At 55.7% G+C, this 20,603-nt stretch carries 21 protein-coding genes; 11 read left to right on the top strand and 10 right to left on the bottom strand.

Translation table 11 applies throughout. From position 1 onward, the window contains the following. Positions 1-3: 3 nt before the first annotated feature. From ppk1 to purM, 3 genes are all read right to left on the bottom strand, one after another. A complete protein-coding gene (ppk1, locus tag WLO31_RS14935; RefSeq protein ID WP_435927395.1) occupies positions 4-2,064 on the bottom strand; it encodes a polyphosphate kinase 1 in 2,061 nt (686 codons plus the stop codon). Between the two features lie 119 nt (positions 2,065-2,183). Further along, positions 2,184-2,825 (bottom strand): phosphoribosylglycinamide formyltransferase, encoded by a 642-nt coding sequence (gene purN, locus WLO31_RS14930; RefSeq protein WP_435930625.1) that lies wholly within the window; start codon positions 2,823-2,825, stop codon positions 2,184-2,186. After that, a complete protein-coding gene (gene purM, locus WLO31_RS14925) occupies positions 2,825-3,862 on the bottom strand; it encodes a phosphoribosylformylglycinamidine cyclo-ligase (protein ID WP_435927394.1) in 1,038 nt (345 codons plus the stop codon). The genes purN and purM overlap by 1 nt, the downstream gene beginning before the upstream one ends. A gap of 224 nt (positions 3,863-4,086) precedes the next feature. On the opposite strand from purM, the gene upp reads away from it, so the two are divergent. The 3 genes from upp (at position 4,087) to WLO31_RS14910 (ending at position 6,884) form a co-directional block, all read left to right on the top strand. Further along, complete coding sequence (gene upp, locus WLO31_RS14920) at positions 4,087-4,713, top strand: uracil phosphoribosyltransferase (protein WP_435927393.1); 627 nt, start codon at positions 4,087-4,089, stop codon at positions 4,711-4,713. Between the two features lie 83 nt (positions 4,714-4,796). Then, positions 4,797-6,083, top strand: coding sequence for a uracil permease (gene uraA, locus WLO31_RS14915; RefSeq protein ID WP_435927391.1), 1,287 nt, complete (start codon positions 4,797-4,799; stop codon positions 6,081-6,083). 99 nt (positions 6,084-6,182) lie between these two features. Beyond that, positions 6,183-6,884 carry a DnaA inactivator Hda gene (locus tag WLO31_RS14910; RefSeq protein ID WP_435930624.1) on the top strand — a complete coding sequence of 234 codons (702 nt, stop codon included), beginning with the start codon at positions 6,183-6,185 and terminating at the stop codon, positions 6,882-6,884. Between the two features lie 341 nt (positions 6,885-7,225). Here WLO31_RS14910 and arsC read toward each other — a convergent pair whose 3' ends face one another. Together arsC and bepA are read right to left on the bottom strand one after the other, a co-directional pair. Beyond that, entirely contained in the window at positions 7,226-7,582 is a 357-nt protein-coding gene (gene arsC, locus WLO31_RS14905; RefSeq protein WP_435927390.1) for an arsenate reductase (glutaredoxin), read from the bottom strand. An 11-nt stretch (positions 7,583-7,593) separates the two neighbouring features. Next, the gene (bepA, locus tag WLO31_RS14900; RefSeq protein WP_435927389.1) at positions 7,594-9,057 is read right to left on the bottom strand and encodes a beta-barrel assembly-enhancing protease; all 1,464 of its coding nucleotides are present in this window, start codon (positions 9,055-9,057) and stop codon (positions 7,594-7,596) included. Between the two features lie 222 nt (positions 9,058-9,279). Here bepA and WLO31_RS14895 point away from each other — a divergent pair, with 222 nt between their 5' ends. After that, positions 9,280-10,350 carry an AI-2E family transporter gene (locus WLO31_RS14895; protein ID WP_435927388.1) on the top strand — a complete coding sequence of 357 codons (1,071 nt, stop codon included), beginning with the start codon at positions 9,280-9,282 and terminating at the stop codon, positions 10,348-10,350. A gap of 41 nt (positions 10,351-10,391) precedes the next feature. Here the strand turns inward: WLO31_RS14895 and bcp are convergent, their stop codons facing one another. Both bcp and WLO31_RS14885 read right to left on the bottom strand, forming a co-directional pair. After that, a complete protein-coding gene (gene bcp / locus WLO31_RS14890) occupies positions 10,392-10,862 on the bottom strand; it encodes a thioredoxin-dependent thiol peroxidase (protein ID WP_435927387.1) in 471 nt (156 codons plus the stop codon). Between the two features lie 15 nt (positions 10,863-10,877). Continuing rightward, entirely contained in the window at positions 10,878-11,432 is a 555-nt protein-coding gene (locus WLO31_RS14885; RefSeq protein ID WP_435927386.1) for a glycine cleavage system transcriptional repressor, read from the bottom strand. Positions 11,433-11,577: 145 nt separating this feature from the next. On the opposite strand from WLO31_RS14885, the gene dapA reads away from it, so the two are divergent. From dapA to ypfH, 6 genes are all read left to right on the top strand, one after another. Further along, the gene (gene dapA, locus WLO31_RS14880) at positions 11,578-12,456 is read left to right on the top strand and encodes a 4-hydroxy-tetrahydrodipicolinate synthase (RefSeq protein ID WP_435927385.1); all 879 of its coding nucleotides are present in this window, start codon (positions 11,578-11,580) and stop codon (positions 12,454-12,456) included. 16 nt (positions 12,457-12,472) lie between these two features. Further along, the gene (bamC, locus tag WLO31_RS14875) at positions 12,473-13,507 is read left to right on the top strand and encodes an outer membrane protein assembly factor BamC (RefSeq protein WP_435927384.1); all 1,035 of its coding nucleotides are present in this window, start codon (positions 12,473-12,475) and stop codon (positions 13,505-13,507) included. 106 nt (positions 13,508-13,613) lie between these two features. Continuing rightward, positions 13,614-14,327: a phosphoribosylaminoimidazolesuccinocarboxamide synthase gene (purC, locus tag WLO31_RS14870; protein WP_435927383.1), complete on the top strand. Its 714-nt coding sequence runs from the start codon at positions 13,614-13,616 to the stop codon at positions 14,325-14,327. Positions 14,328-14,460: 133 nt separating this feature from the next. Continuing rightward, complete coding sequence (gene ypfJ, locus WLO31_RS14865) at positions 14,461-15,333, top strand: KPN_02809 family neutral zinc metallopeptidase (RefSeq protein WP_435927382.1); 873 nt, start codon at positions 14,461-14,463, stop codon at positions 15,331-15,333. Positions 15,334-15,370: 37 nt separating this feature from the next. Further along, complete coding sequence (locus WLO31_RS14860) at positions 15,371-17,383, top strand: tRNA(Met) cytidine acetyltransferase TmcA (protein WP_435927381.1); 2,013 nt, start codon at positions 15,371-15,373, stop codon at positions 17,381-17,383. Between the two features lie 9 nt (positions 17,384-17,392). Then, positions 17,393-18,091 (top strand): esterase, encoded by a 699-nt coding sequence (gene ypfH, locus WLO31_RS14855; RefSeq protein ID WP_435927380.1) that lies wholly within the window; start codon positions 17,393-17,395, stop codon positions 18,089-18,091. 39 nt (positions 18,092-18,130) lie between these two features. Here the strand turns inward: ypfH and WLO31_RS14850 are convergent, their stop codons facing one another. The 3 genes from WLO31_RS14850 to WLO31_RS14840 form a co-directional block, all read right to left on the bottom strand. Next, entirely contained in the window at positions 18,131-18,322 is a 192-nt protein-coding gene (locus WLO31_RS14850) for a YpfN family protein (RefSeq protein WP_167613456.1), read from the bottom strand. 155 nt (positions 18,323-18,477) lie between these two features. Beyond that, positions 18,478-19,605: a succinyl-diaminopimelate desuccinylase gene (gene dapE, locus WLO31_RS14845; protein ID WP_435927379.1), complete on the bottom strand. Its 1,128-nt coding sequence runs from the start codon at positions 19,603-19,605 to the stop codon at positions 18,478-18,480. A 4-nt stretch (positions 19,606-19,609) separates the two neighbouring features. Next, the gene (locus WLO31_RS14840) at positions 19,610-19,966 is read right to left on the bottom strand and encodes an ArsC family reductase (RefSeq protein ID WP_435927378.1); all 357 of its coding nucleotides are present in this window, start codon (positions 19,964-19,966) and stop codon (positions 19,610-19,612) included. Positions 19,967-20,492: 526 nt separating this feature from the next. Here WLO31_RS14840 and ypfM point away from each other — a divergent pair. Next, complete coding sequence (gene ypfM, locus WLO31_RS14835) at positions 20,493-20,552, top strand: protein YpfM (RefSeq protein ID WP_087867655.1); 60 nt, start codon at positions 20,493-20,495, stop codon at positions 20,550-20,552. Positions 20,553-20,603 lie beyond the last annotated feature (51 nt).

Raw genomic sequence — 20,603 nt, 5'->3', positions numbered from 1 at the left:
GCGTTAGTCAGGTTGTTCCAGAGATTTAATGTAATCGTAGATCGCAAGCTGTGCGCGGACCTTACGGCGGTTACCACGCGGCACATAGCGATTGCTCAGTTCTTTATCGAGATAGCGCGCCTTTACGGTATCACTAAACAGAATATCGATAATGTCCAGCACCCGCTGCTTCAGACGCGGGTCGAGTACGGCGACGGCGACTTCAATACGGTAATCGATGTTGCGCGTCATCCAGTCGGCGGAGGAGAGATAGACTTTCTTGTCGCCGCCGTTTTCAAACACGTAAACCCGGTCGTGCTCCAGATAACGGTCGACGATACCGATCACGCGAATGTTATCGCTGATCCCTTCAAGGTTAGGGATCAGAGAGCACATGCCACGCACCAGCAGATTAACCTTAACGCCGGAGCTGGAGGCAGCATATAACCTGTCAACCAGCCCTTTATCAACCAGATTATTAAGTTTTAGCGTAATGCCTGAAGGGAGGCCGTTTTGCGCATTGGCAATTTCTCGATCCACCAGATCGTAGAGCAGGCGACGCGAGTTTTGCGGCGATACCATCAGATACTCGAAGGTTACCGGCCGATAAGGATTTTCAATAAAGTTGAACACCCGGCGCACTTCATTGGTGATGCGTGCATCGGCGGTCAGTAACGAATAGTCAGTGTAGAGGCGAGCGGTTTTCTCGTTAAAGTTGCCGGTGCCGATGTGCGCGTAACGCACAACTTCATCGCCTTCTTTACGCGAAATCAGGAACAGCTTGGCGTGAATTTTCAGGCCGGGCGCCGAGAAGATAACGTGCACGCCCGCTTCCGTCAGGCGCTTCGCCCAGTGGATGTTGGCCTCTTCGTCGAAGCGCGCCTGCAGCTCCACGACCACGGTCACTTTTTTGCCGTTGTGCGCCGCGTGAATCATCGATTCAACAATGCGCGAGTCTTTCGCCACGCGATAGATATTGATTTTAATGGCCAGCACGCTCGGGTCGAACGAGGCCTGGCGTAGCAGCTCCAGCACGTGTTCAAAGGTGTGGTACGGGTAGTAAAGCAGCACGTCGCGGTTGCGAATGGCGTCAAAGCCGTTGCGGAATTTATCAAACCAGATATGGCGCAGGCGCGGCATCGGTTTGTTAACCAGGTTCGCCTTGCCGACGTTTGGGAAGTTAATAAAATCTTTAAAGTTATGATAACGACCGCCCGGAATAATGGAGTCGTAGTTGGTGATGGTCAGCTTATTGCGCAGCATTTCGACCATGGCATCGGGCATATCGCGCTGGTAAACAAAGCGTACCGGCTCGGCGGTCAGCCGCTGTTTCAGGCTGGATGACATCAGCTCGAGCAGGCTGGATTCCATTTCGGTCACCAGATCATATTCCGCATCGCGGGTCATTTTCATCGAATAAGCATTCAGCGAGTCGTAATCGAAAAAGCCCTTAAAAATCTCATCCAGGCAGTAGCGCAGAATGTTGTCCAGCAGGATCATCGGCTTGCGGCGGCGGGGCGCTTCCGGCGGCAGATTCACAAAGCGCGGCACTTTATCGGACGGGATCTCCAGCAGGGCGTAGCGCGTCTCTGCGCCACGGATAATCTCAACTGCCAGATAGGTGTAGTCGTCCTTAAGGAACTGCACCAGATCGGTGTCATGATTGATAAGAATTGGCGTGATGTACTGACGCAGATAGTGTTTGAAATAGTGGCGCAGCCATTTTTGCTGATTCTCAGAAAGCTGGCGTTCGTTAATCAGGAAGATCTGATTACGGGCCATCTCCAGCAGCAGATCGTTATACAGCCCGTCAAACTCCTGATCGGCCTTCAGCACGCGAGCCTGGATCTTATTCAGTAAGTGACGCGAGTTAGGCGCGGTCCCTTGTTCTTCGCTGATCAGAATGCGCCGTTTCAGCTCGGCGAAACGCACCTTATAAAACTCATCAAGGTTATTCGAATAGATGCCGAGAAAACGCATTCTCTCGATCAGCGGATTGATTTTATCCGCCGCTTCCTGGAGCACACGTTCGTTAAAAGACAACCAGCTCAGTTCTTTTTCGATATACAGCTTATCCTGACCCATTAGCCCTCACTTCCGTTTTCGTGGACGTTAAAATGCCGTCACGTCAGCCATTATGGCGAGCTTTGGCGGGGAATGTCCAACGACGCAGGCATAAAAAAGGGGCCGCAGCCCCTTAATGTTTATTCTTCTGCCGCGTGACCCTGCGGCGGGAGTTCTTTCCCGTCAAGCCAGGCTGCGTTATCGCGCATCTCAAGACGGCCCGCCATAAACCAGCTCACCACCAGCGGATATATGGCGTGTTCCTGATGCTGCACGCGTGCGGTGATGTCGGCTTCGTCATCGCCTGCAAAGACGGGGATGCTGGCCTGTAAAATGACCGGACCGCCGTCCAGTTCATCGGTGACGAAATGAACCGAGGTGCCGTGCTCTTCATCGCCGTTATCAAGCACCTGACGATGGGTATGCAGACCCGGATATTTTGGCAGCAGAGAAGGGTGGATGTTGATAAGGCGGCCGGAGTAATGCGCCACAAACGCCGGGCTGAGAATGCGCATATAGCCGGCAAGCACCACCAGATCCGGCGCGTAGGCGTCGATTTCCTGCATTAATTCGCGATCGAAAGCCGCGCGGTCGGCAAACTGGCTGGCGGTGAGCGCGTGGGCCGGAATGCCCGCCGCGCGCGCGCGTTCAAGGCCAAACGCGTCGGCCTTATTGCTGAACACCGCCGAAAGGGTGCCGTTAATCTTTTTTTGCTCGCAGGCGTCGATAATCGCCTGAAGATTGCTTCCGTTGCCGGAAATCAGCACCACAATGTGTTTCATCACTCAATAACCACGCGCTCGCTGGAATCAGTCGCTTTAATGATACCGATTTGCCAGGCGTTTTCGCCTTTGGCTTGCAGCGAGGCAACGGCTTTATCCGCCTCGGCGGCCGGCAGGACGATAAGCATGCCCACGCCGCAGTTAAAGGTGCGATACATCTCATGGCTGCTGATGTTGCCGGCTTTCTGCAGCCAGTTAAATACGGCAGGCCATTGCCATGAAGACTCATCAATCACCGCCTGCGTATTGTCTGGCAGCACGCGCGGGATGTTCTCCCAGAAGCCGCCGCCGGTCAGGTGGGCGATGGCGTGCACGTCTACTTCGCCAATCAGTTCCAGCAGCGGTTTGACATAAATGCGGGTGGGTTCCAGCAGGTGATCCGCCAGCGGCTTGCCTTCAAGTTCGGTGGTCAGCGGATCGGCGCCGCTGACTTCCAGCACTTTGCGTACCAGCGAATAGCCGTTAGAGTGCGGGCCGCTTGAGGCGAGCGCTATCAGCACATCCCCGTCGGCAACTTTAGAACCATCAATGATTTCAGACTTCTCAACCACGCCGACGCAGAAACCGGCCACGTCGTAATCTTCGCCGTGGTACATGCCCGGCATCTCAGCGGTTTCGCCGCCAACCAGGGCGCAGCCAGACTGCAGGCAACCTTCTGCGATGCCGGTAATGACGCTGGATGCGGTATCCACATCAAGCTTGCCGGTCGCGTAATAATCGAGGAAGAACAAAGGCTCCGCGCCCTGAACCACCAGATCGTTTACGCACATCGCGACCAGATCGATACCGATGGTATCGTGACGTTTTAAATCCATGGCCAGACGCAGCTTGGTGCCGACGCCGTCGGTACCGGAAACCAGCACGGGCTCGCGATATTTCTGAGGCAACGCGCACAGCGCACCGAAACCGCCCAGGCCACCCATCACTTCCGGGCGGCGGGTCTTTTTCACTACGCCTTTAATTCTGTCGACCAGAGCGTTACCAGCATCAATATCAACACCGGCATCTTTGTAGCTAAGAGAGGTTTTATCGGTCACTGCGCGTTCCCCACGGGTGGTATGGAATAAAAATCGCGGCAATTCTAACAGCGCAGGCAAACGTTTGCGAGCCTCTTGTAACGCGGGAAGAAAGATTGTTGATGTATACTCATTCGGGTTTGGTTGATCCCGATCAACCCCAATACCGATGGCGCGAATGCAAAAAAGCGGTATAATCCGGCGATTTTTTTTGTGGTCGCCAACATTCTCGGGGAGAAAGAGTAATGAAGATCGTGGAAGTGAAACACCCACTCGTCAAACACAAGCTGGGCCTGATGCGTGAGCAGGACATCAGTACTAAACGCTTTCGTGAACTCGCCTCAGAAGTTGGCAGCCTGCTGACTTACGAAGCCACTGCGGATCTGGAAATCGAAAAGGTCACTATCGAAGGCTGGAACGGCCCGGTAGAAATCGATCAGATCAAAGGCAAGAAAATTACCGTTGTGCCAATTCTGCGTGCCGGTCTGGGCATGATGGAAGGCGTGCTGGAAAACGTACCCAGCGCGCGTATCAGCGTGGTTGGCGTTTATCGTAACGAAGAAACCTTAGAGCCGGTGCCTTACTTCCAGAAGCTGGTTTCAAACATCGCAGAGCGTATGGCGCTGGTGGTTGACCCGATGCTGGCGACCGGTGGTTCTATGATTGCCACCATCGACCTGCTGAAAAATGCGGGCTGCACCAGCATTAAGGTGCTGGTTCTGGTGGCGGCGCCTGAAGGGATCGCCGCGCTGGAAAAAGCGCACCCGGATGTCGAACTTTATACCGCTTCCATCGATCAGTGCCTCAACGAGCACGGATACATTATTCCTGGCCTCGGCGACGCCGGCGACAAGATATTTGGTACGAAATAAAAAAGTAGCCGACTTCGAAAGTCGGCTTTTTTTTGGTTTTTAAAACCCGTCGTTCGTTAAAACAATACTCAGAGGAAAACAACATGACCCGCCGCGCTATCGGGGTAAGTGAAAGACCGCCGTTATTGCAAACGATTCCGTTAAGTTTGCAGCATCTGTTTGCCATGTTTGGCGCAACCGTGCTGGTGCCGATTCTGTTCCACATCAACCCGGCGACCGTTCTGCTGTTTAACGGTATCGGGACGCTGCTGTATCTCTTTATCTGTAAGGGAAAAATCCCGGCATACCTGGGATCAAGCTTTGCGTTTATCTCCCCCGTGCTGCTGCTGTTGCCGCTGGGTTATGAAGTAGCGCTGGGCGGCTTTATCATGTGCGGCGTGCTGTTTTGCATTGTGGCGCTGATTGTGAAAAAGGCGGGCACCGGCTGGCTGGACGTGATGTTCCCGCCGGCGGCGATGGGCGCCATTGTTGCGGTAATCGGCCTTGAGCTGGCGGGCGTTGCGGCAAATATGGCCGGGCTGCTGCCCGCGGAGGGCGCTTCCCCGGACAGCACCACCATCATCATTTCTCTGGTGACGCTTGCGGTAACGGTCTTCGGCTCCGTGCTGTTCCGCGGCTTCCTGGCGATTATCCCGATTCTTATCGGCGTGCTGGCGGGCTACGCGCTCTCCTTCGTGATGGGCGTGGTAGACGTTACGCCAATCCGTGAGGCGCACTGGTTTGCGCTGCCGACCTTCTACACCCCGCGCTTCGAATGGTTCGCTATCTTCACCATTCTGCCCGCAGCGCTGGTGGTTATCGCCGAGCACGTCGGCCACCTGGTGGTGACGGCGAACATCGTTAAAAAGGATCTGATTCGCGATCCGGGCCTGCATCGCTCGATGTTTGCCAACGGCGTTTCGACGATTTTCTCCGGTTTCTTCGGCTCCACGCCGAACACAACCTACGGTGAGAACATCGGCGTAATGGCGATTACCCGCGTGTATTCCACCTGGGTTATCGGCGGCGCGGCTATTCTGGCGATTCTGCTTTCCTGCGTCGGCAAGCTGGCGGCGGCGATTCAGATAATCCCGGTTCCTGTGATGGGCGGCGTTTCCCTGCTGCTGTACGGGGTGATCGGCGCATCCGGTATTCGCGTACTGATCGAATCTAAAGTTGACTACAGCAAGGCGCAAAACCTGATCCTGACTTCCGTCATCCTGATAATCGGCGTTAGCGGCGCGAAGGTGCACATTGGCGCCGCCGAGCTGAAAGGCATGGCGCTGGCGACTATCGTCGGCGTGGGACTGAGCCTCATTTTCAAAATTATCAACGTGCTGCGTCCGGAAGAAGTGGTGCTTGACGCGAAAGACAGCGAAGTAAAATCGTAGTGTTGCAGCAGGCCGGGCGGCGTTCCCGCCCGGTTCTACAGCACCCTGATTCTGTGATAGACTCTCAGCGTTTTTCTGCCTGTTATGGTTGAGGTACTTCTGAATACGCCGGCACAGCTTTCACTGCCACTCTATTTGCCCGACGATGAAACTTTTTCCAGTTTCTGGCCGGGTGATAACCCTTCTTTACTCGCCGCCCTGCAGGCCGTGCTCCGTCAGGATCACAGCGGGTATATCTATTTCTGGTCGCGGGAAGGGGGCGGGCGCAGCCATTTGCTGCACGCCGCTTGTGCGGAACTGTCGCAAAGAGGCGAGGCGGTGGGTTACGTGCCGCTGGATAAACGCACCTGGTTTGTGCCGGAAGTGCTGGACGGAATGGAACAGCTTTCGCTGGTGTGCATCGATAATATCGAATGTATCGCCGGTGATGAGCCCTGGGAAATGGCGCTCTTTAACCTCTATAACCGCATTCTGGAGTCGGGGAAAACCCGGCTGCTGATTACCGGCGACAGGCCGCCGCGCCAGCTTAATTTGCGGTTGCCGGATCTGGCATCGCGCCTCGACTGGGGGCAAATCTATAAGCTGCAACCGCTGTCGGACGATGACAAGCTTCAGGCGCTGCAATTACGCGCGCGTCAGCGTGGCTTTGAGCTGCCGGAAGACGTGGGGCGTTTTCTGCTTAAGCGTTTAGATCGCGAAATGCGCACGCTGTTTATGACGCTCGATCAGCTCGATCGCGCCTCTATTACCGCGCAGCGTAAGCTGACGATCCCGTTTGTTAAAGAGATTCTGGGGCTTTAAGCTTGCGGTGGATGGCGCAGGCTTATCCACCCTACGAAATCATTGCCGATACTGGGGCTTTAACCTTGCGGTGGATGGCGCAGGCTTATCCACCCTACGAAACCATTGCCGATACTGGAGCTTTAAGCTTGCGGTGGATGGCGCAGGCTTATCCACCCTACGAAACCATTGCCGATACTGGGGCTTTAACCTTGCGGTGGATGGCGCAGGCTTATCCACCCTACGAAACCATTGCCGATAATGGGGCTTTAACCTTACGGTGGATGGCGCATGCTTATCCACCCTACGAAACCATTGCCTTAGGACGGATAAGCCCCTGCGCCTGCGGCATTTATTCCGCCTTACAAAATCTCCAGCACCGACTCCGGCGGGCGGCCAATACGCGCCTGGCCATTTGCCAGCACGATCGGACGCTCAATCAGCTTTGGATTTTCCACCATCGCCTGAATCAGCTGCTCTTCGCTTAAGCTTGCCTCTGCAAGATTTAACTCTTTATAGAGATCTTCTTTCTGGCGCATCAGATCGCGTGCGCTTGCAAACCCTAATTTGCTCAGCAGAGATTTGAGCGTATCCGCATCCGGTGGCGTTTCCAGATACAGTACAACTTCAGGCTCCGCGCCGTTTGCCTTGAGCAGGCTTAACGTTTCGCGGCTCTTTGAACAGCGTGGATTGTGATAAATAGTGACGCCTGCGGACATATTAACTCCCGTTACATTTTCTGGTATTGAAGGAACCGTTTTTGCAGCTCGCGGAACTGATCGATACGCGCATCGTAGCGGGCCTGCTGGAGGCTGCCAAGCTTCACCTGGGCGCTGGCGCTGCTGAGCAGCGAGATGGCCTGATCCAGGCGACCGCCCAGCGCCATCACCTCGGCGCGCGCGGCCAGTTCCTGATCGCGATTGCCCAGCGCGGCTTCGGCCTGTGCCAGTAAATCCCAGCCGTTCACGTCGTCCGGATGGGCAAAGGTGTAGCGGTTGAGAATGGCGGCCGCCTGCGCGTGCTGGCCGGCCTGAACGTAGGCGTTAGCAAGGTTAAGCTGCAGCACCGGATTAAGATTCAGACCCGGCGCGTTCTTCAGGAGATTAATCGCGTCAGCGGTTTTGTTTTGCCCTAAATCGATATCCGTAGACAGATCGAGATACCACGCGTTTGTCGGCTGCGCGGCGAGCAAAGGCTGGAGCTGTTTGCGGGCCTCGCCCCAGTTTTTGGCTTCCATCGCCTGCAGCGCGCGACCGTAAATCGCCGCGTGCTGCTCGCGGACATTGCCTTTTGACCAGGCGTCAAGCAAATCGCTGGTGAGCTGGTTACGCCCGGAATTATACATGCCAAGCGTACGCGCTTTGGCCAGGTAAAAGTTTTCTGAGGACTGCACCACAATTGGCCGCATCTGGTTGGCACGGTTACGGGCATCTGCCAGACGGCTTTCCGGCAGCGGGTGCGTCAGCAGGATTTCAGGCGGGCGGGTGGAATAGCGTGCCTGGTCGAGCAGCTTTTCTAAGAAGGTTGGCATCGCTTGAGGATCGAAACCGGAACGCTGGAGCACCTGAATGCCGATGCGATCGGCCTCCTGTTCGTTCTGTTGCGTAAAGCTGATCATCCCTTGCTGCGTCCCCGCCAGCGTGCCCGTCAGGGCTGCCATTCCCGCCTGCGGGCTCGCCATCGCCAGCAGGATAGAGCCCAGCGCGCCAACCCATGTCAGGGGCGCGTTCTTTTTCTGGTCTTCCATCGCCCGCGCGAGGTGGCGCTGGGTGACGTGCGAGATTTCGTGCGCCATAACCGAGGCGAGCTGGCTTTCGTTATCGGCATAGCGGAACAGGGCGGAGTGCAGCACGACGTTGCCGCCGAAGAAAGCAAAGGCGTTTATTTCATCATTATTGATGAGAAAGAAATGGAACGGCGTCTTGACCGAATTAGCATGGCTAACCAGGCGCGTGCCCAGACCATTAATGTACTGAACTAACAGGGGATCGTTAATCAGGGGAGCGCTGCCGCGAAGCTGGCGAACATAAAAGTCGCCCATCTGCATTTCCTGGCCAATTGACAGCGTACTCCCGGCCGATGTCCCCATATCAGGCAGCTGATCGGCCACGTCCGCGAAGGCTGGCGTCGTTTGAGCTACGAGTAAGGTTGTCATCAGCGTTGCAACCAGCGTTTTTTTCAACTGCCTGAACATAACCGCTATCCTGTTTAATCGAGGTCTGAATTCGACACGTTACGGGCTAATTTGTTCGTACTTTCGCGGCGTTTTGCCGTGCGCATAACAAACGAAGAAAAGCTTAACACCGAAACCGACAGCGTACCTCAACCAGGAGCTTTCCGGGCGTAAAAAGCGAAGTCTTTAGCATGACATTTAGATACAATCCCGGTTCGCCTAAAGCTGTCAGGGAAGGGATATATGCTCGAGATGTTGTTGCAGTGGTACCGTCGACGGTTTAGCGACCCGGAAGCCATCGCCTTGCTGGTGATTCTGGTGGCCGGGTTTCTCATCCTTTTTTTCTTCCACGGGCTTCTGGCTCCGCTGCTGGTCGCCATGGTGCTGGCCTATCTGCTGGAATGGCCAACGGCGCGTCTTGAACGTATAGGCTGTTCCCGCAGCTGGGCGGCAACCATTGTCCTGGTGCTGTTTGTCGGCATATTGATGGTTATGGTGCTGGTGGTCGCGCCGGTTGCGTGGCAGCAGGGCATCTATCTGATTCGCGATACGCCGGGCATGCTGAATAAACTCTCTGATTTCGCCGCTGCGCTGCCAAAACGTTATCCGGCGCTGGTGGACGCGGGCATTATCGATGCGATGGCGGAAAATATGCGTGGCCGCCTGTCTGGCATGGGCGATCAGGTCGTGAAATACTCCCTGGCTTCCTTAGTGGGGCTTCTGACGCTGGCTATTTATCTGGTGCTGGTGCCGCTGATGGTCTTTTTCCTCGTCAAAGATAAAGATCAGATGCTCAACGCCGTGCGGCGAGTGCTGCCGCGTAATCGCGGCCTGGCGGGGCAGGTATGGCTTGAGATGAATCAGCAGATAACCAACTACATCCGCGGAAAAGTGCTGGAGATGATAGTGGTGGGCATCGCAACCTATATTGGCTTTATCGTTTTTGGGCTGAATTATTCGCTGCTGCTGGCGGTGCTGGTTGGCTTCTCGGTGCTCATTCCTTATATCGGCGCTTTCGTGGTGACCATCCCGGTCGTCTGCGTTGCGCTGTTCCAGTTTGGCCTGGGCACGGAGTTCTGGACGTTGTTTGCGGTGTATCTGATTATTCAGGCGCTTGACGGCAATCTGCTGGTGCCGGTGCTGTTTTCCGAGGCGGTTAATTTACACCCGCTGGTCATTATTCTCTCGGTGGTGATCTTCGGCGGGCTGTGGGGATTCTGGGGCGTCTTCTTCGCCATTCCGCTCGCCACGCTGATTAAAGCCGTCGTGCACGCCTGGCCTGACGGACTGGTCATCGACGACGAACGGCCTTAAAAAAAGCCGACTTCGCGTCGGCTTTTTAATATTTGCCGGAATTAAGCGTTCTCTTTCAGCCAGTTCATCACGATGTCGTGATGGTTGCTGGTTTTGAAGTCATCAAACACTTTCTCGACTTTGCCTTCGCCGTCTAACAGGAAGCTGATGCGGTGAATGCCGTCGTAGGTTTTGCCCATAAAGGATTTCTCGCCCCACACCCCGAACTGCTCGCAGACCTGATGATCCTCATCGGACAGCAGGGTGAAGTTAAGCAACTCTTTCTCGGCAAAACGCGAGAGCTTCTCTGGCTTGTCGGTGCTGATACCCAGCACTTCCACGCCAGCTTTTTTCAACTCGTCCATGTTGTCGCGCAGGCCGCATGCCTGAACGGTACAGCCGGGCGTCATCGCTTTGGGATAAAAGTAAACCAGAACGCGCTGTCCCTGGAAGTCGGTCAAATTTACTTGCTCGCCGTCTTGATCGGGCAGGCTAAATTTCGGTGCGCTGTCACCGGCTTTCAGTGGGCTCATCACTACTCTCCGTCTTTAATCATCTTGCTGTGGGTTCACCACGCTAATAGTGCCTTGCGCATGCAGTTCTGTACATAGGGCTTTAAAGGCCTGTTCAATAATTGCCGCATCTTCAGAGGCCGGGCTGTGGGCGGTTATCTGAATATACAACTGCGGCGGCATATTATCCTGGGCGGGCTGCGTGCGGGAAGCCAGCTCGGCAATGTTCATATGGTGCGTATCAAACAGATCGGTAAAGCGCTCGATCAGATGCGGCGAATCGGTGACTTCCACCTGCACCCAGACCGTGGCGGGCATGGCCGGACGATCCTGCGCGGCGGTGCGCTTCATGACGATCAGCAGATCCAGCTCGGCGCCTTTCAGCGGCAGCGTTGATTCAATCAGGGTTATCGCGTTCCAGCTGCCGGACAGCAGCATAATAAACGTAAACTCTTCACCGAGCATGGCGAGACGACTGTCTTCGATATTACAGCCGCAGCTGCTGACATGGCGGGTGATGGTATTAACAATGCCAGGTCTGTCCGCCCCGAGGGCTGTGATAACCAGATAATGGTGTGGTGAAGGAGTCAAACGCATTCTTCCTGTGAATCGGTGGGATATCATAAGGAAAGCATAAAAAAATCCTGCATACAACCGTGTAGAGTCACCTGGCGGCTTGCTTTTGATCCTGCACCAAACGTACCATTGAGGCACTTGTTTGCACAGAGGATGGCCAATGTTCACGGGAAGTATTGTCGCGCTTGTAACGCCGATGGATGAGAAAGGTAATGTCTGCCGGTCAAGCCTGAAAAAACTGATTGATTACCACGTCGCCAGCGGAACATCGGCGATTGTCTCTGTAGGCACGACCGGGGAGTCTGCTACCTTAAGCCATGACGAGCACGGCGATGTGGTCATGTTAACGCTTGAGCTGGCGGACGGGCGCATTCCGGTGATCGCAGGTACCGGTGCGAACGCCACTTCCGAGGCTATCTCCCTGACGAAACGCTTTGATAACAGCGGTATCGTTGGTTGCCTGACCGTCACGCCTTATTACAACCGTCCGACGCAGGAAGGGTTGTTCCAGCATTTCAAAGCTATCGCCCAAAGCACCGATCTGCCGCAGATGCTGTACAATGTACCGTCCCGTACCGGGTGCGATATGCTGCCGGAAACCGTTGCCCGCCTGTCGAGAGTAAAAAATATTATCGGTATCAAAGAGGCGACCGGGAACTTAACTCGTGTTAATCAGATCAAAGAGCTGGTTGCAGACGACTTCATCCTGGTGAGCGGTGACGATGCCAGCTCGCTGGACTTCATGCAGCTCGGCGGCCACGGCGTGATTTCCGTGACGGCAAACGTAGCCGCGCGTGAAATGGCGGAAATGTGTAAACTGGCGGCCAACGGGCAATTCGCTCAGGCGCGTGAGATTAATCAGCGCCTGATGCCGTTGCATAACAAATTATTTGTTGAACCCAATCCTATCCCGGTGAAATGGGCCTGTAGAGAATTGGGACTTGTGGCGACCGATACCTTACGCCTGCCAATGACGCCGCTGACTGACGAAAGTCGTCCGGTGATTATCAGCGCGCTTAAGCATGCGGGTTTGCTGTAAAGTTTAGGGAGATTTGATGGCTTACTCAGTACAGAAGTCGATGGTGGCGAAGGTTGCAGTGGTGACGCTCGCGATGCTGCTGGCGGCATGCAGCAGCGACCAGCGTTATAAGCGCCAGGTTAGCGGCGATGAATCCTATCTGGATGCAGCGCCGCTGGCGGATATCCACGCTCCGGCAGGCATGATCCTGCCGGTGGAAAACGGTCAATATAATATTCCGGTTACCAAAGGCGGCGGCGCAGTAGGCAAACAGCTTGATATCCGTCCGCCAGCTCAACCGCTGGCGCTGGTTAGCGGGGCGCGTACCCAGTTTACCGGCGATACCGCTTCGTTAATGGTAGAAAGCGCTCGTGGCGCTACGCTATGGCCGCAGGTGGTCAGCGTTATTCAGGCTAACAACTACACCATCGATAAGCGTGATGACGCAAGCCAGACGCTAACAACCGATTGGGTACAGTGGAACCGTGCCGATGAAGACGAGCAGTATCGCGGCCGCTATCAAATCGCCGTGAAGCCGCAGGGCTATCAGCAGGCGGTGGTCGTGAAGCTGCTGGGCCTGGAGCAGGCCGGCAGGCCGGTATCGGATGCCGCCTCAATGCAGCGCTACAGCGCGCAAATGCTTAACGTTATCAGCGCAGGCCTCGATAAAGCACAGACCGATCTGCAAAACGCGAAGGATAACCGCTCTTCCGCCCAGCTTGATGTCCAGAGCGCAGCGGATGATACCGGCTTGCCGATGCTGGTGGTGCGCGGTCCGTTCAACGTGGTCTGGAGCCGCTTGCCGGCAACGCTTGAAAAAGCCGGCATGAAAGTGACCGATTCCACCCGCTCTACCGGCAGCATGGCCGTCACCTACAAGCCGTTGTCCGACAGCGACTGGCAGGAGCTAGGGGCGAAAGATCCGGAACTTGCCAGCGGCGACTATAAGCTACAGGTGGGCGACCTCGATAACCGCAGCAGCCTGCAGTTTATCGATCCGAAAGGGCACACCCTGACGCAGTCGCAGAACGACGCGCTGGTCGCCGTATTCCAGGCGGCATTCAGCAGGTAAATTTAAGGGCCGGAGCGATCCGGCCTTTTTTCTGGTCGGTGACGCAAACGTGTGCGTAGCAACAGATAGCGGAATTTTTAGTTAAATCACACCTGGAGTAAGAAAGATGCAAAAGCAAGCTGAGTTGTATCGTGGCAAAGCGAAGACCGTATACAGCACCGAAAACCCGGATCTGTTGGTGCTCGAATTCCGCAATGATACGTCAGCAGGAGACGGCGCGCGCATTGAGCAGTTCGACCGTAAGGGAATGGTAAACAACAAGTTTAACCATTTCATTATGGCCAGGCTGGAAGAGGCGGGCATTCCTACGCAAATGGAGCGGCTACTTTCCGATAATGAAGTGCTGGTGAAAAAGCTCGATATGGTGCCGGTTGAGTGCGTTATCCGCAACCGCGCCGCCGGATCGCTGGTGAAGCGTCTGGGCATTGAAGAGGGTATTGAGCTTAATCCGCCGCTGTTTGACCTGTTCCTGAAGAACGATGCGATGCATGACCCGATGGTCAACGAGTCTTACTGCGAAACCTTTGGCTGGGTAAGCAAAGCGCATCTCGCCCGCATGCGTGAGTTGAGCTACAAAGCTAACGATGTGCTGAGCAAATTATTTGATGACGCCGGCCTTATCCTGGTGGATTTCAAGCTGGAGTTTGGCTTGTTCAAAGGCGAAGTGGTGCTGGGCGATGAGTTTTCTCCGGACGGCAGCCGCCTGTGGGATAAAGAAACCCTCGACAAAATGGACAAAGACCGTTTCCGCCAGAGCCTGGGCGGCCTGATTGAAGCCTACGAAGAAGTGGCCCACCGTCTTGGCGTTAAGTTAGACTAGTTTCGCACGCGCTATTTTCTGAGGCCGGATGTGTTTTGCACATTCGGCTTTTTCACATCCTGTTTCTTATGGTAATCCAGGGATTAACCACCTACGATCTACTTATTACAGGCTGTGAATAATGGAGTAAGCCATGCGTTGGCAAGGTCGTCGCGAAAGCGACAACGTAGAAGACAGGCGTAACAGTTCCTCCGGACCGAATTTTGGCGGCGGCGGTGGATTTCGTATACCTCGTGGTAAAGGTGGGATTGTCCTGCTAATCGTCGTGGTCGTCGCGGGATACTACGGGGTGGATCTCTCCGCGCTTCTTGGCGGCGGTCAGCCGGTCACGCAGCAAACTACACAGCGTTCCATCAGCCCGAACGATGACGAAGCGGCAAAGTTCACCTCGGTTATTCTGGCTACCACGGAAGATACCTGGGGCCAGATCTTCCAGAAAATGGGCCGCACCTATCAGCAGCCGAAACTGGTGATGTACCGCGGCGCCACGCGTACTGGCTGCGGCACGGGCCAGTCGGTGATGGGGCCGTTCTACTGTCCGACGGACAGCACCGTCTATATCGACCTCTCTTTCTATGACGAGATGAAAAGCAAACTGGGCGCCGACGGCGATTTTGCCCAGGGCTACGTCATCGCTCATGAAGTCGGTCACCACGTCCAGAAACTATTAGGCATCGAGCCTAAAGTCCGTCAGCTTCAGCAGGGCGCCTCCCAGGTGGAAGGCAACAAGCTGTCGGTGAAGATGGAGCTGCAGGCCGACTGCTTTGCCGGCGTCTGGGGCAACAGCATGCAAAAGCAGGAGGTGCTGGATGTCGGTGATTTGCAGGAAGCGCTGAATGCCGCTGAGGCGATTGGTGACGATCGTCTGCAGCAGAAAGGACAGGGACGCGTTGTGCCGGACAGCTTTACTCACGGCACCTCTGAACAGCGTTACACCTGGTTTAAACGCGGCTTTGACAGCGGCGATCCTGCACAGTGTGATACCTTCGGGAATAATGTCCGCTAAGAGCGCCCGGCTATAAACGGCAATAAGGATTGCAGGCATGGAACAGCTTCGACTCGTCACGGCCGACATGGCCAGCGCCGGTATCCGGCGTCTGCTTATCCTTGCAGGCGAAGCCGCCTGGAGCAGCCAGCAGATAAGCTCGCTGACCGGCCAGCTTGCCGGCGACTGGCTATGGGTTGGCGCGGCGCCTGAGCTTCCGTTGAACTGCGCGCCTTCGGCCATGCGCAGGCTGCTTGGCCGGGAGTTTCTCCATGCGGTCTTTGACGCCCGCAGCGGGCTGGATGCGGAAGCGCTCGCGGTCCTTGCCGGAACGCTAAAGGCCGGGAGCTGGCTGGTTATGCTGGCGCCCGACTGGCTTTGCTGGCCGCAACTTCCCGATACGGATTCCTGCCGCTGGAGCGACAGCCCGCAGCCCGTTGCCACGCCGAACTTTATCTCCCACCTCCAGCGCTGCGTGCTTGCCGATAGCGAAACTTATCTCTGGCAGCAGCATCAGCCGTTTCGCTTACCCGAGTTTCGCGCCCGTGCGCCCTGGCATCCCGCAAACGGCGCGCCTGAACGGGAGCAGGCCGAAATTCTTTCCGCGCTGCAAGCCATGCCGCCAGGCGTGGCGGTGGTAACTGCGCCACGCGGCAGGGGAAAATCTGCGCTTGCAGGTATGCTGCTGAAAAGCCTCTCAGGCAAAGCGCTGGTGACGGCACCGACGCGGGTAGCCACAGATGTGCTGGCGCTACACGCGGGGGAAAACTTCAATTTCATCGCCCCGGACGCGCTTCTGGCTCAGCCGCAAGGGCAGGAGGCGCCGTGGTTAATTATTGATGAAGCCGCTGCGTTGCCGGCGCCGCAGTTACGCCAGCTGATTGCCCGTTTCCCGCGCACGCTGCTTACCACTACGGTTCAGGGATACGAAGGCACCGGGCGGGGATTCTTACTGAAGTTTTGCGCGGGCGTTGATTCGCTCACTCGTTACGCTCTTTCAGCCCCCATTCGCTGGGCGCAGCACGATCCTCTGGAGTCGTTAATCGACAGCATTTTGCTGTTTGAGGAAGCAGATTTCACTCACGTTGCCCGGGGGGAGGCCACGCTGAATTCGGTCGCACAAGACGAAGTCGGCCAGCTTCAGCAGATGTATCGCTTGCTCTCGGGAGCGCACTATCGCACCTCGCCGCTGGACTGGCGGCGCATGCTTGACGCCCGTGGGCAACATGTCATTGCCGCCCGCTGTGGCGGTGAAACCGTTGGCGCAGTCTGGCTGGTGGAAGAGGGCGGGCTGGATGAAAATCTCAGCCGGGCGGTGTGGGCTGGCTTGCGTCGGCCGCGTGGAAATCTTGTGGCGCAATCTCTTTCTGCCCACGGCGGCAGCCCGCTGGCCGCGACCTTAAAGGGGCTGCGCGTAAGCCGCATTGCCGTGCATCCGTTACGGCAGCGGCAGCGGTTGGGGCAGCAGATGATGGCGATGGCGAAAGCGGGGGCGCAGCCGAACGTGGACTATTTATCGGTAAGCTTTGGCTTTACCGACGAGCTGTGGCGATTCTGGGAAAGCTGCGGGTTCGTGCTGGTTCGCGTCGGGAGCCATCGTGAAGCCAGCAGCGGCTGCTATACGGCGATGGCGCTGTTACCGCTGAGCGATGCAGGCGCTGCGCTCACCCGGCACGAGCATCTTCGCCTGCAGCGAGATATCGCTTGCCTGCAGCCGTGGATAGCCAGGCCTTTACCCATCGCATCTCATCCAGCGACTACGCTAAATAGTGATGACTGGCTTGAGCTGGCCGGTTTTGCCTTTGCGCACCGCCCGCTGGAAGCCTGCCTGGGCTCGCTCAGCCGCCTGCTGACGGCCTGCGATCTGCCGTTAAAGGCTTTACGTGGCGGGGTTCAGCGCAGGCTTAAGGCGCAGGCGCTGTCTCAGGAGCTTCGTCTTTCCGGGCGCAAAGCGTTGCTGGCGGCGATGCGGCAAGAGGCGCAGCAGGCGCTGGAAAAACTTGATACACCACGGAGCGTTGCGCTCAAAAATTCTCTTTTGCAAATGCAATCGTCAGCGGCAGAAACTTAAGGAGATACCATGAAACATGAGCACTTTGTTGTTCAGCGTCCCTCCGCACCGGCAAAACAGTTACTGCTGCTGTTTCATGGCGCGGGCGATAACCCCGTCGCTATGGGTGAAATCGGTAGCTGGTTTGCGCCCCGGTTTCCTGACGCTTTAGTCGTGAGCATTGGCGGCCCGAGCCCGAGCGGCCCGCATCAGGGTTTTGAATGGTTTTCAGAGGCCGGCGTGACGGAGGAGAACCGTCAGGCTCGTATTGACGCCGTTATGGCGACGTTTATTGACGTGGCGCGCTACTGGCAGCAACAGAGTGGCGTTCCCGGAAGCGCCACGGCGCTGATTGGCTTCTCGCAGGGGGCGACGATGGCCCTTGAAAGCATTAAAGCCGTGCCGGAACTTGCTGCTCGCGTGGTGACCTTTAACGGGCGTTATGCGGCGCTTCCACGCCAGGCGCCAACGGCCACAACCTTCCATCTGATTCACGGCGCTAAAGACAATGTGATTAATGTGCAGCACGCCTTTGAGGCATCGGAGGCGCTTGAGCGCGCCGGTGGGGATTTCACGCTGGACGTGATAGATGATTTGGGCCATGCCATCGATGAGCGCAGCATTCAGATTGCGCTCAACCACCTGCGTTATACGGTGCCGAAGCACTATTTTGACGAGGCGTTAAGCGCAGGCAAACCGAATGACGACGATATCGTTGAATTTATGTAGGTCGGGTAAGCGCCGCGCCACCCGACGTGATTAGCTGAACTAAGGCTTTTTCTTCGGCCAGTCGTCCTCGTCATCCCACTTGTCGTTAAAATCACGATGCGGGGGCAGATCGGGTTTGTTGGCCATGTATTTTTTCGGGTCGATACGTTTCAGATCCTTAATAACATTAAGGAAAATTCCCAGCAACAGCACCAGTACGATGACCCACCAGTAATGCGATAGCCATTCCATGCTAATACCCCTCTTTCGCCTTTTTCCCTGACATCGTTGCGGCGTTAGCTGCGCTTACTTACCCGAATCGCTTACTAACAGGCTCATCGGGCCAGGTCCGGGCTGGCTTGCCGCAACGCCAGATACTGTGGCGAGGTTAAATTAAATGGAGCCCGTCAGGCGACAAGCTGTTCCATAATACGTTGATACATACGGGCGAGGAGCTGCAGGTCGGCGGCGTTGACGCATTCATTAATTTTATGAATGGTCGCATTCACCGGCCCAAGCTCCACCACCTGTGCGCCCATACGTGCGATAAAGCGTCCATCGGACGTGCCGCCGGTGGTTAATAGCTGCGGCCTGATTTCATTATAGTGCTCAACGGCGTTCACTACCGCATCGACAAGCCTGCCGCGTGAGGTAAGGAACGGCTGGCCGGAAAGCCACCAGTCCAGCGTGTAGCGCAGCTGGTGCTTCTCAAGCAGGGCTGTCACCCGCTGCTTGATCTCCGCATCGGTCAGCTCGGTGCTGAAGCGGAAGTTAAACTGCACAAACATCTCGCCCGGGATGACGTTGTTGCTGCCGGTGCCGGCCTGGACGTTGGCGATCTGCATGCTGGTCGCCGGGAAAAACTCGTTACCCTGGTCCCACTCAATAGCCACCAGCTCGCTTAGCATCGGCGCCGCACGGTGAACCGGGTTATCCGCCAGATGCGGATAGGCAACGTGCCCCTGCACGCCATGAATCGTCAGGTTGCAGGTCAGCGACCCGCGACGACCGTTTTTCACCACGTCACCTACAACCTCGGTGCTGGAAGGCTCGCCCACCAGGCAATAATCGAGACGCTCGCGGCGCTCCATCAGCGCTTCCACCACCTTAACGGTGCCATTTTTGGCGCTGGCTTCCTCATCGGAAGTGATGAGAAACGCCAGCCGGCCTTTATGGTTTGGATGCTGAGCCACAAAACGCTCTGCTGCCACGACCATCGCCGCAAGCGACCCTTTCATATCAGCAGCGCCGCGGCCAAACAGCATGCCGTCGCGAATGGTCGGCTCGAAGGGCGGGTTTATCCAGCGGTCCGCATCGCCGGAGGGCACGACATCGGTATGACCAGCAAACGCCAGCGTTTCGCCCTGTCCTCTCCACGCCCAGAAGTTTTGCGTGTCGCCAAAGTCCATGTGCTCAACGGTAAAACCGATAGCGCGTAGCCGCTCAATGAGCAGCGCCTGACAGCCTGCATCGTCGGGGCTCAGGGAAGGGCGGCGGATAAGCTGTTGCGTCAGCTCAATAACCGGGCAGGACATAAGACTATACCTCGTTGATAAACTGCTGATAGTTCGATTCATTGAAACCCAGCAGCATAGGCTGCCCGGGCGCGCAGAGCAATGGGCGTTTGATGATTGCGGGCATTTCGGACATTAAAGCGGCCGCCGACTGCGCGTCTGTTATGGATTCGCGACGCGCCTCATCCAGCTTACGCCAGGTGGTGCCGCGCGTGTTCAGCAGCGCTTCCCATCCCAGCTCTGCGATAAAGCCGTTAAGCAAATCGGCCTGCAGGCCATCCGCACGGTAGTCATGAAACTGATATTCGACGCCGTGAGCTTCCAGCCAGCGGCGCGCCTTTTTGATGGTGTCGCAGTTTTTAATGCCGTAAAGGGTAATCATGCGCTTTCAGTCCTTTTGTCGATTTCCTGATCTTTTAATCAGATAATTAGAATGATGCTAAATGGTAATAAAGTACGACGGAAAAATATAATCTGAATGCTACGCTTATCGTCACTGAATATAGCTAAGATGAGCTGAATCGAATAAAAATTCATCAGCTATGCAGGCTCGCTGCATATGTAAATTAAGGTTCTTCGCGCTGACAGAATTTTTCCTTATCTTAAACTGAATATATAAATGTCTTTAATAATAGTTTCAATGCCGTTATTTCATCCGTTCCCTCCTGTAAAAACCGCCAGAATAGCTGCGGGCGCGCCCGCGCTGCCAAATCCGCGAAACTTCTGAAAATTGGAGAAACATTTTGTTTCAGGTGCTCCGTCACATTAATAAACAAAGCACGGGTTAAAATTAAACCTGACGCAATAGCAATATATAGGGAGGAATGGCCGGGAAAGGAGCAGGCGAGTATAGCTTCACGCCACGGGTTGCATTGCGTATAATTAAAGCAATTATAAGAGAGGCTGTTATGATTGAGCATGAACTGGGGAACTGGAAAGATTTCATTGAAGATATGCTTCGTAAATGATCTGACCAGAAAACTGCAAGAGCGCAATGTGCTTATTTGAATATTATCCTG

It is taken from the genome of Dryocola sharpae, assembly GCF_051307055.1.
Classification (GTDB): domain Bacteria; phylum Pseudomonadota; class Gammaproteobacteria; order Enterobacterales; family Enterobacteriaceae; genus Dryocola.
The sequence above is the reverse complement of the archived record's forward strand: the minus strand, read 5'-3'. Positions and strand labels throughout refer to the sequence as shown.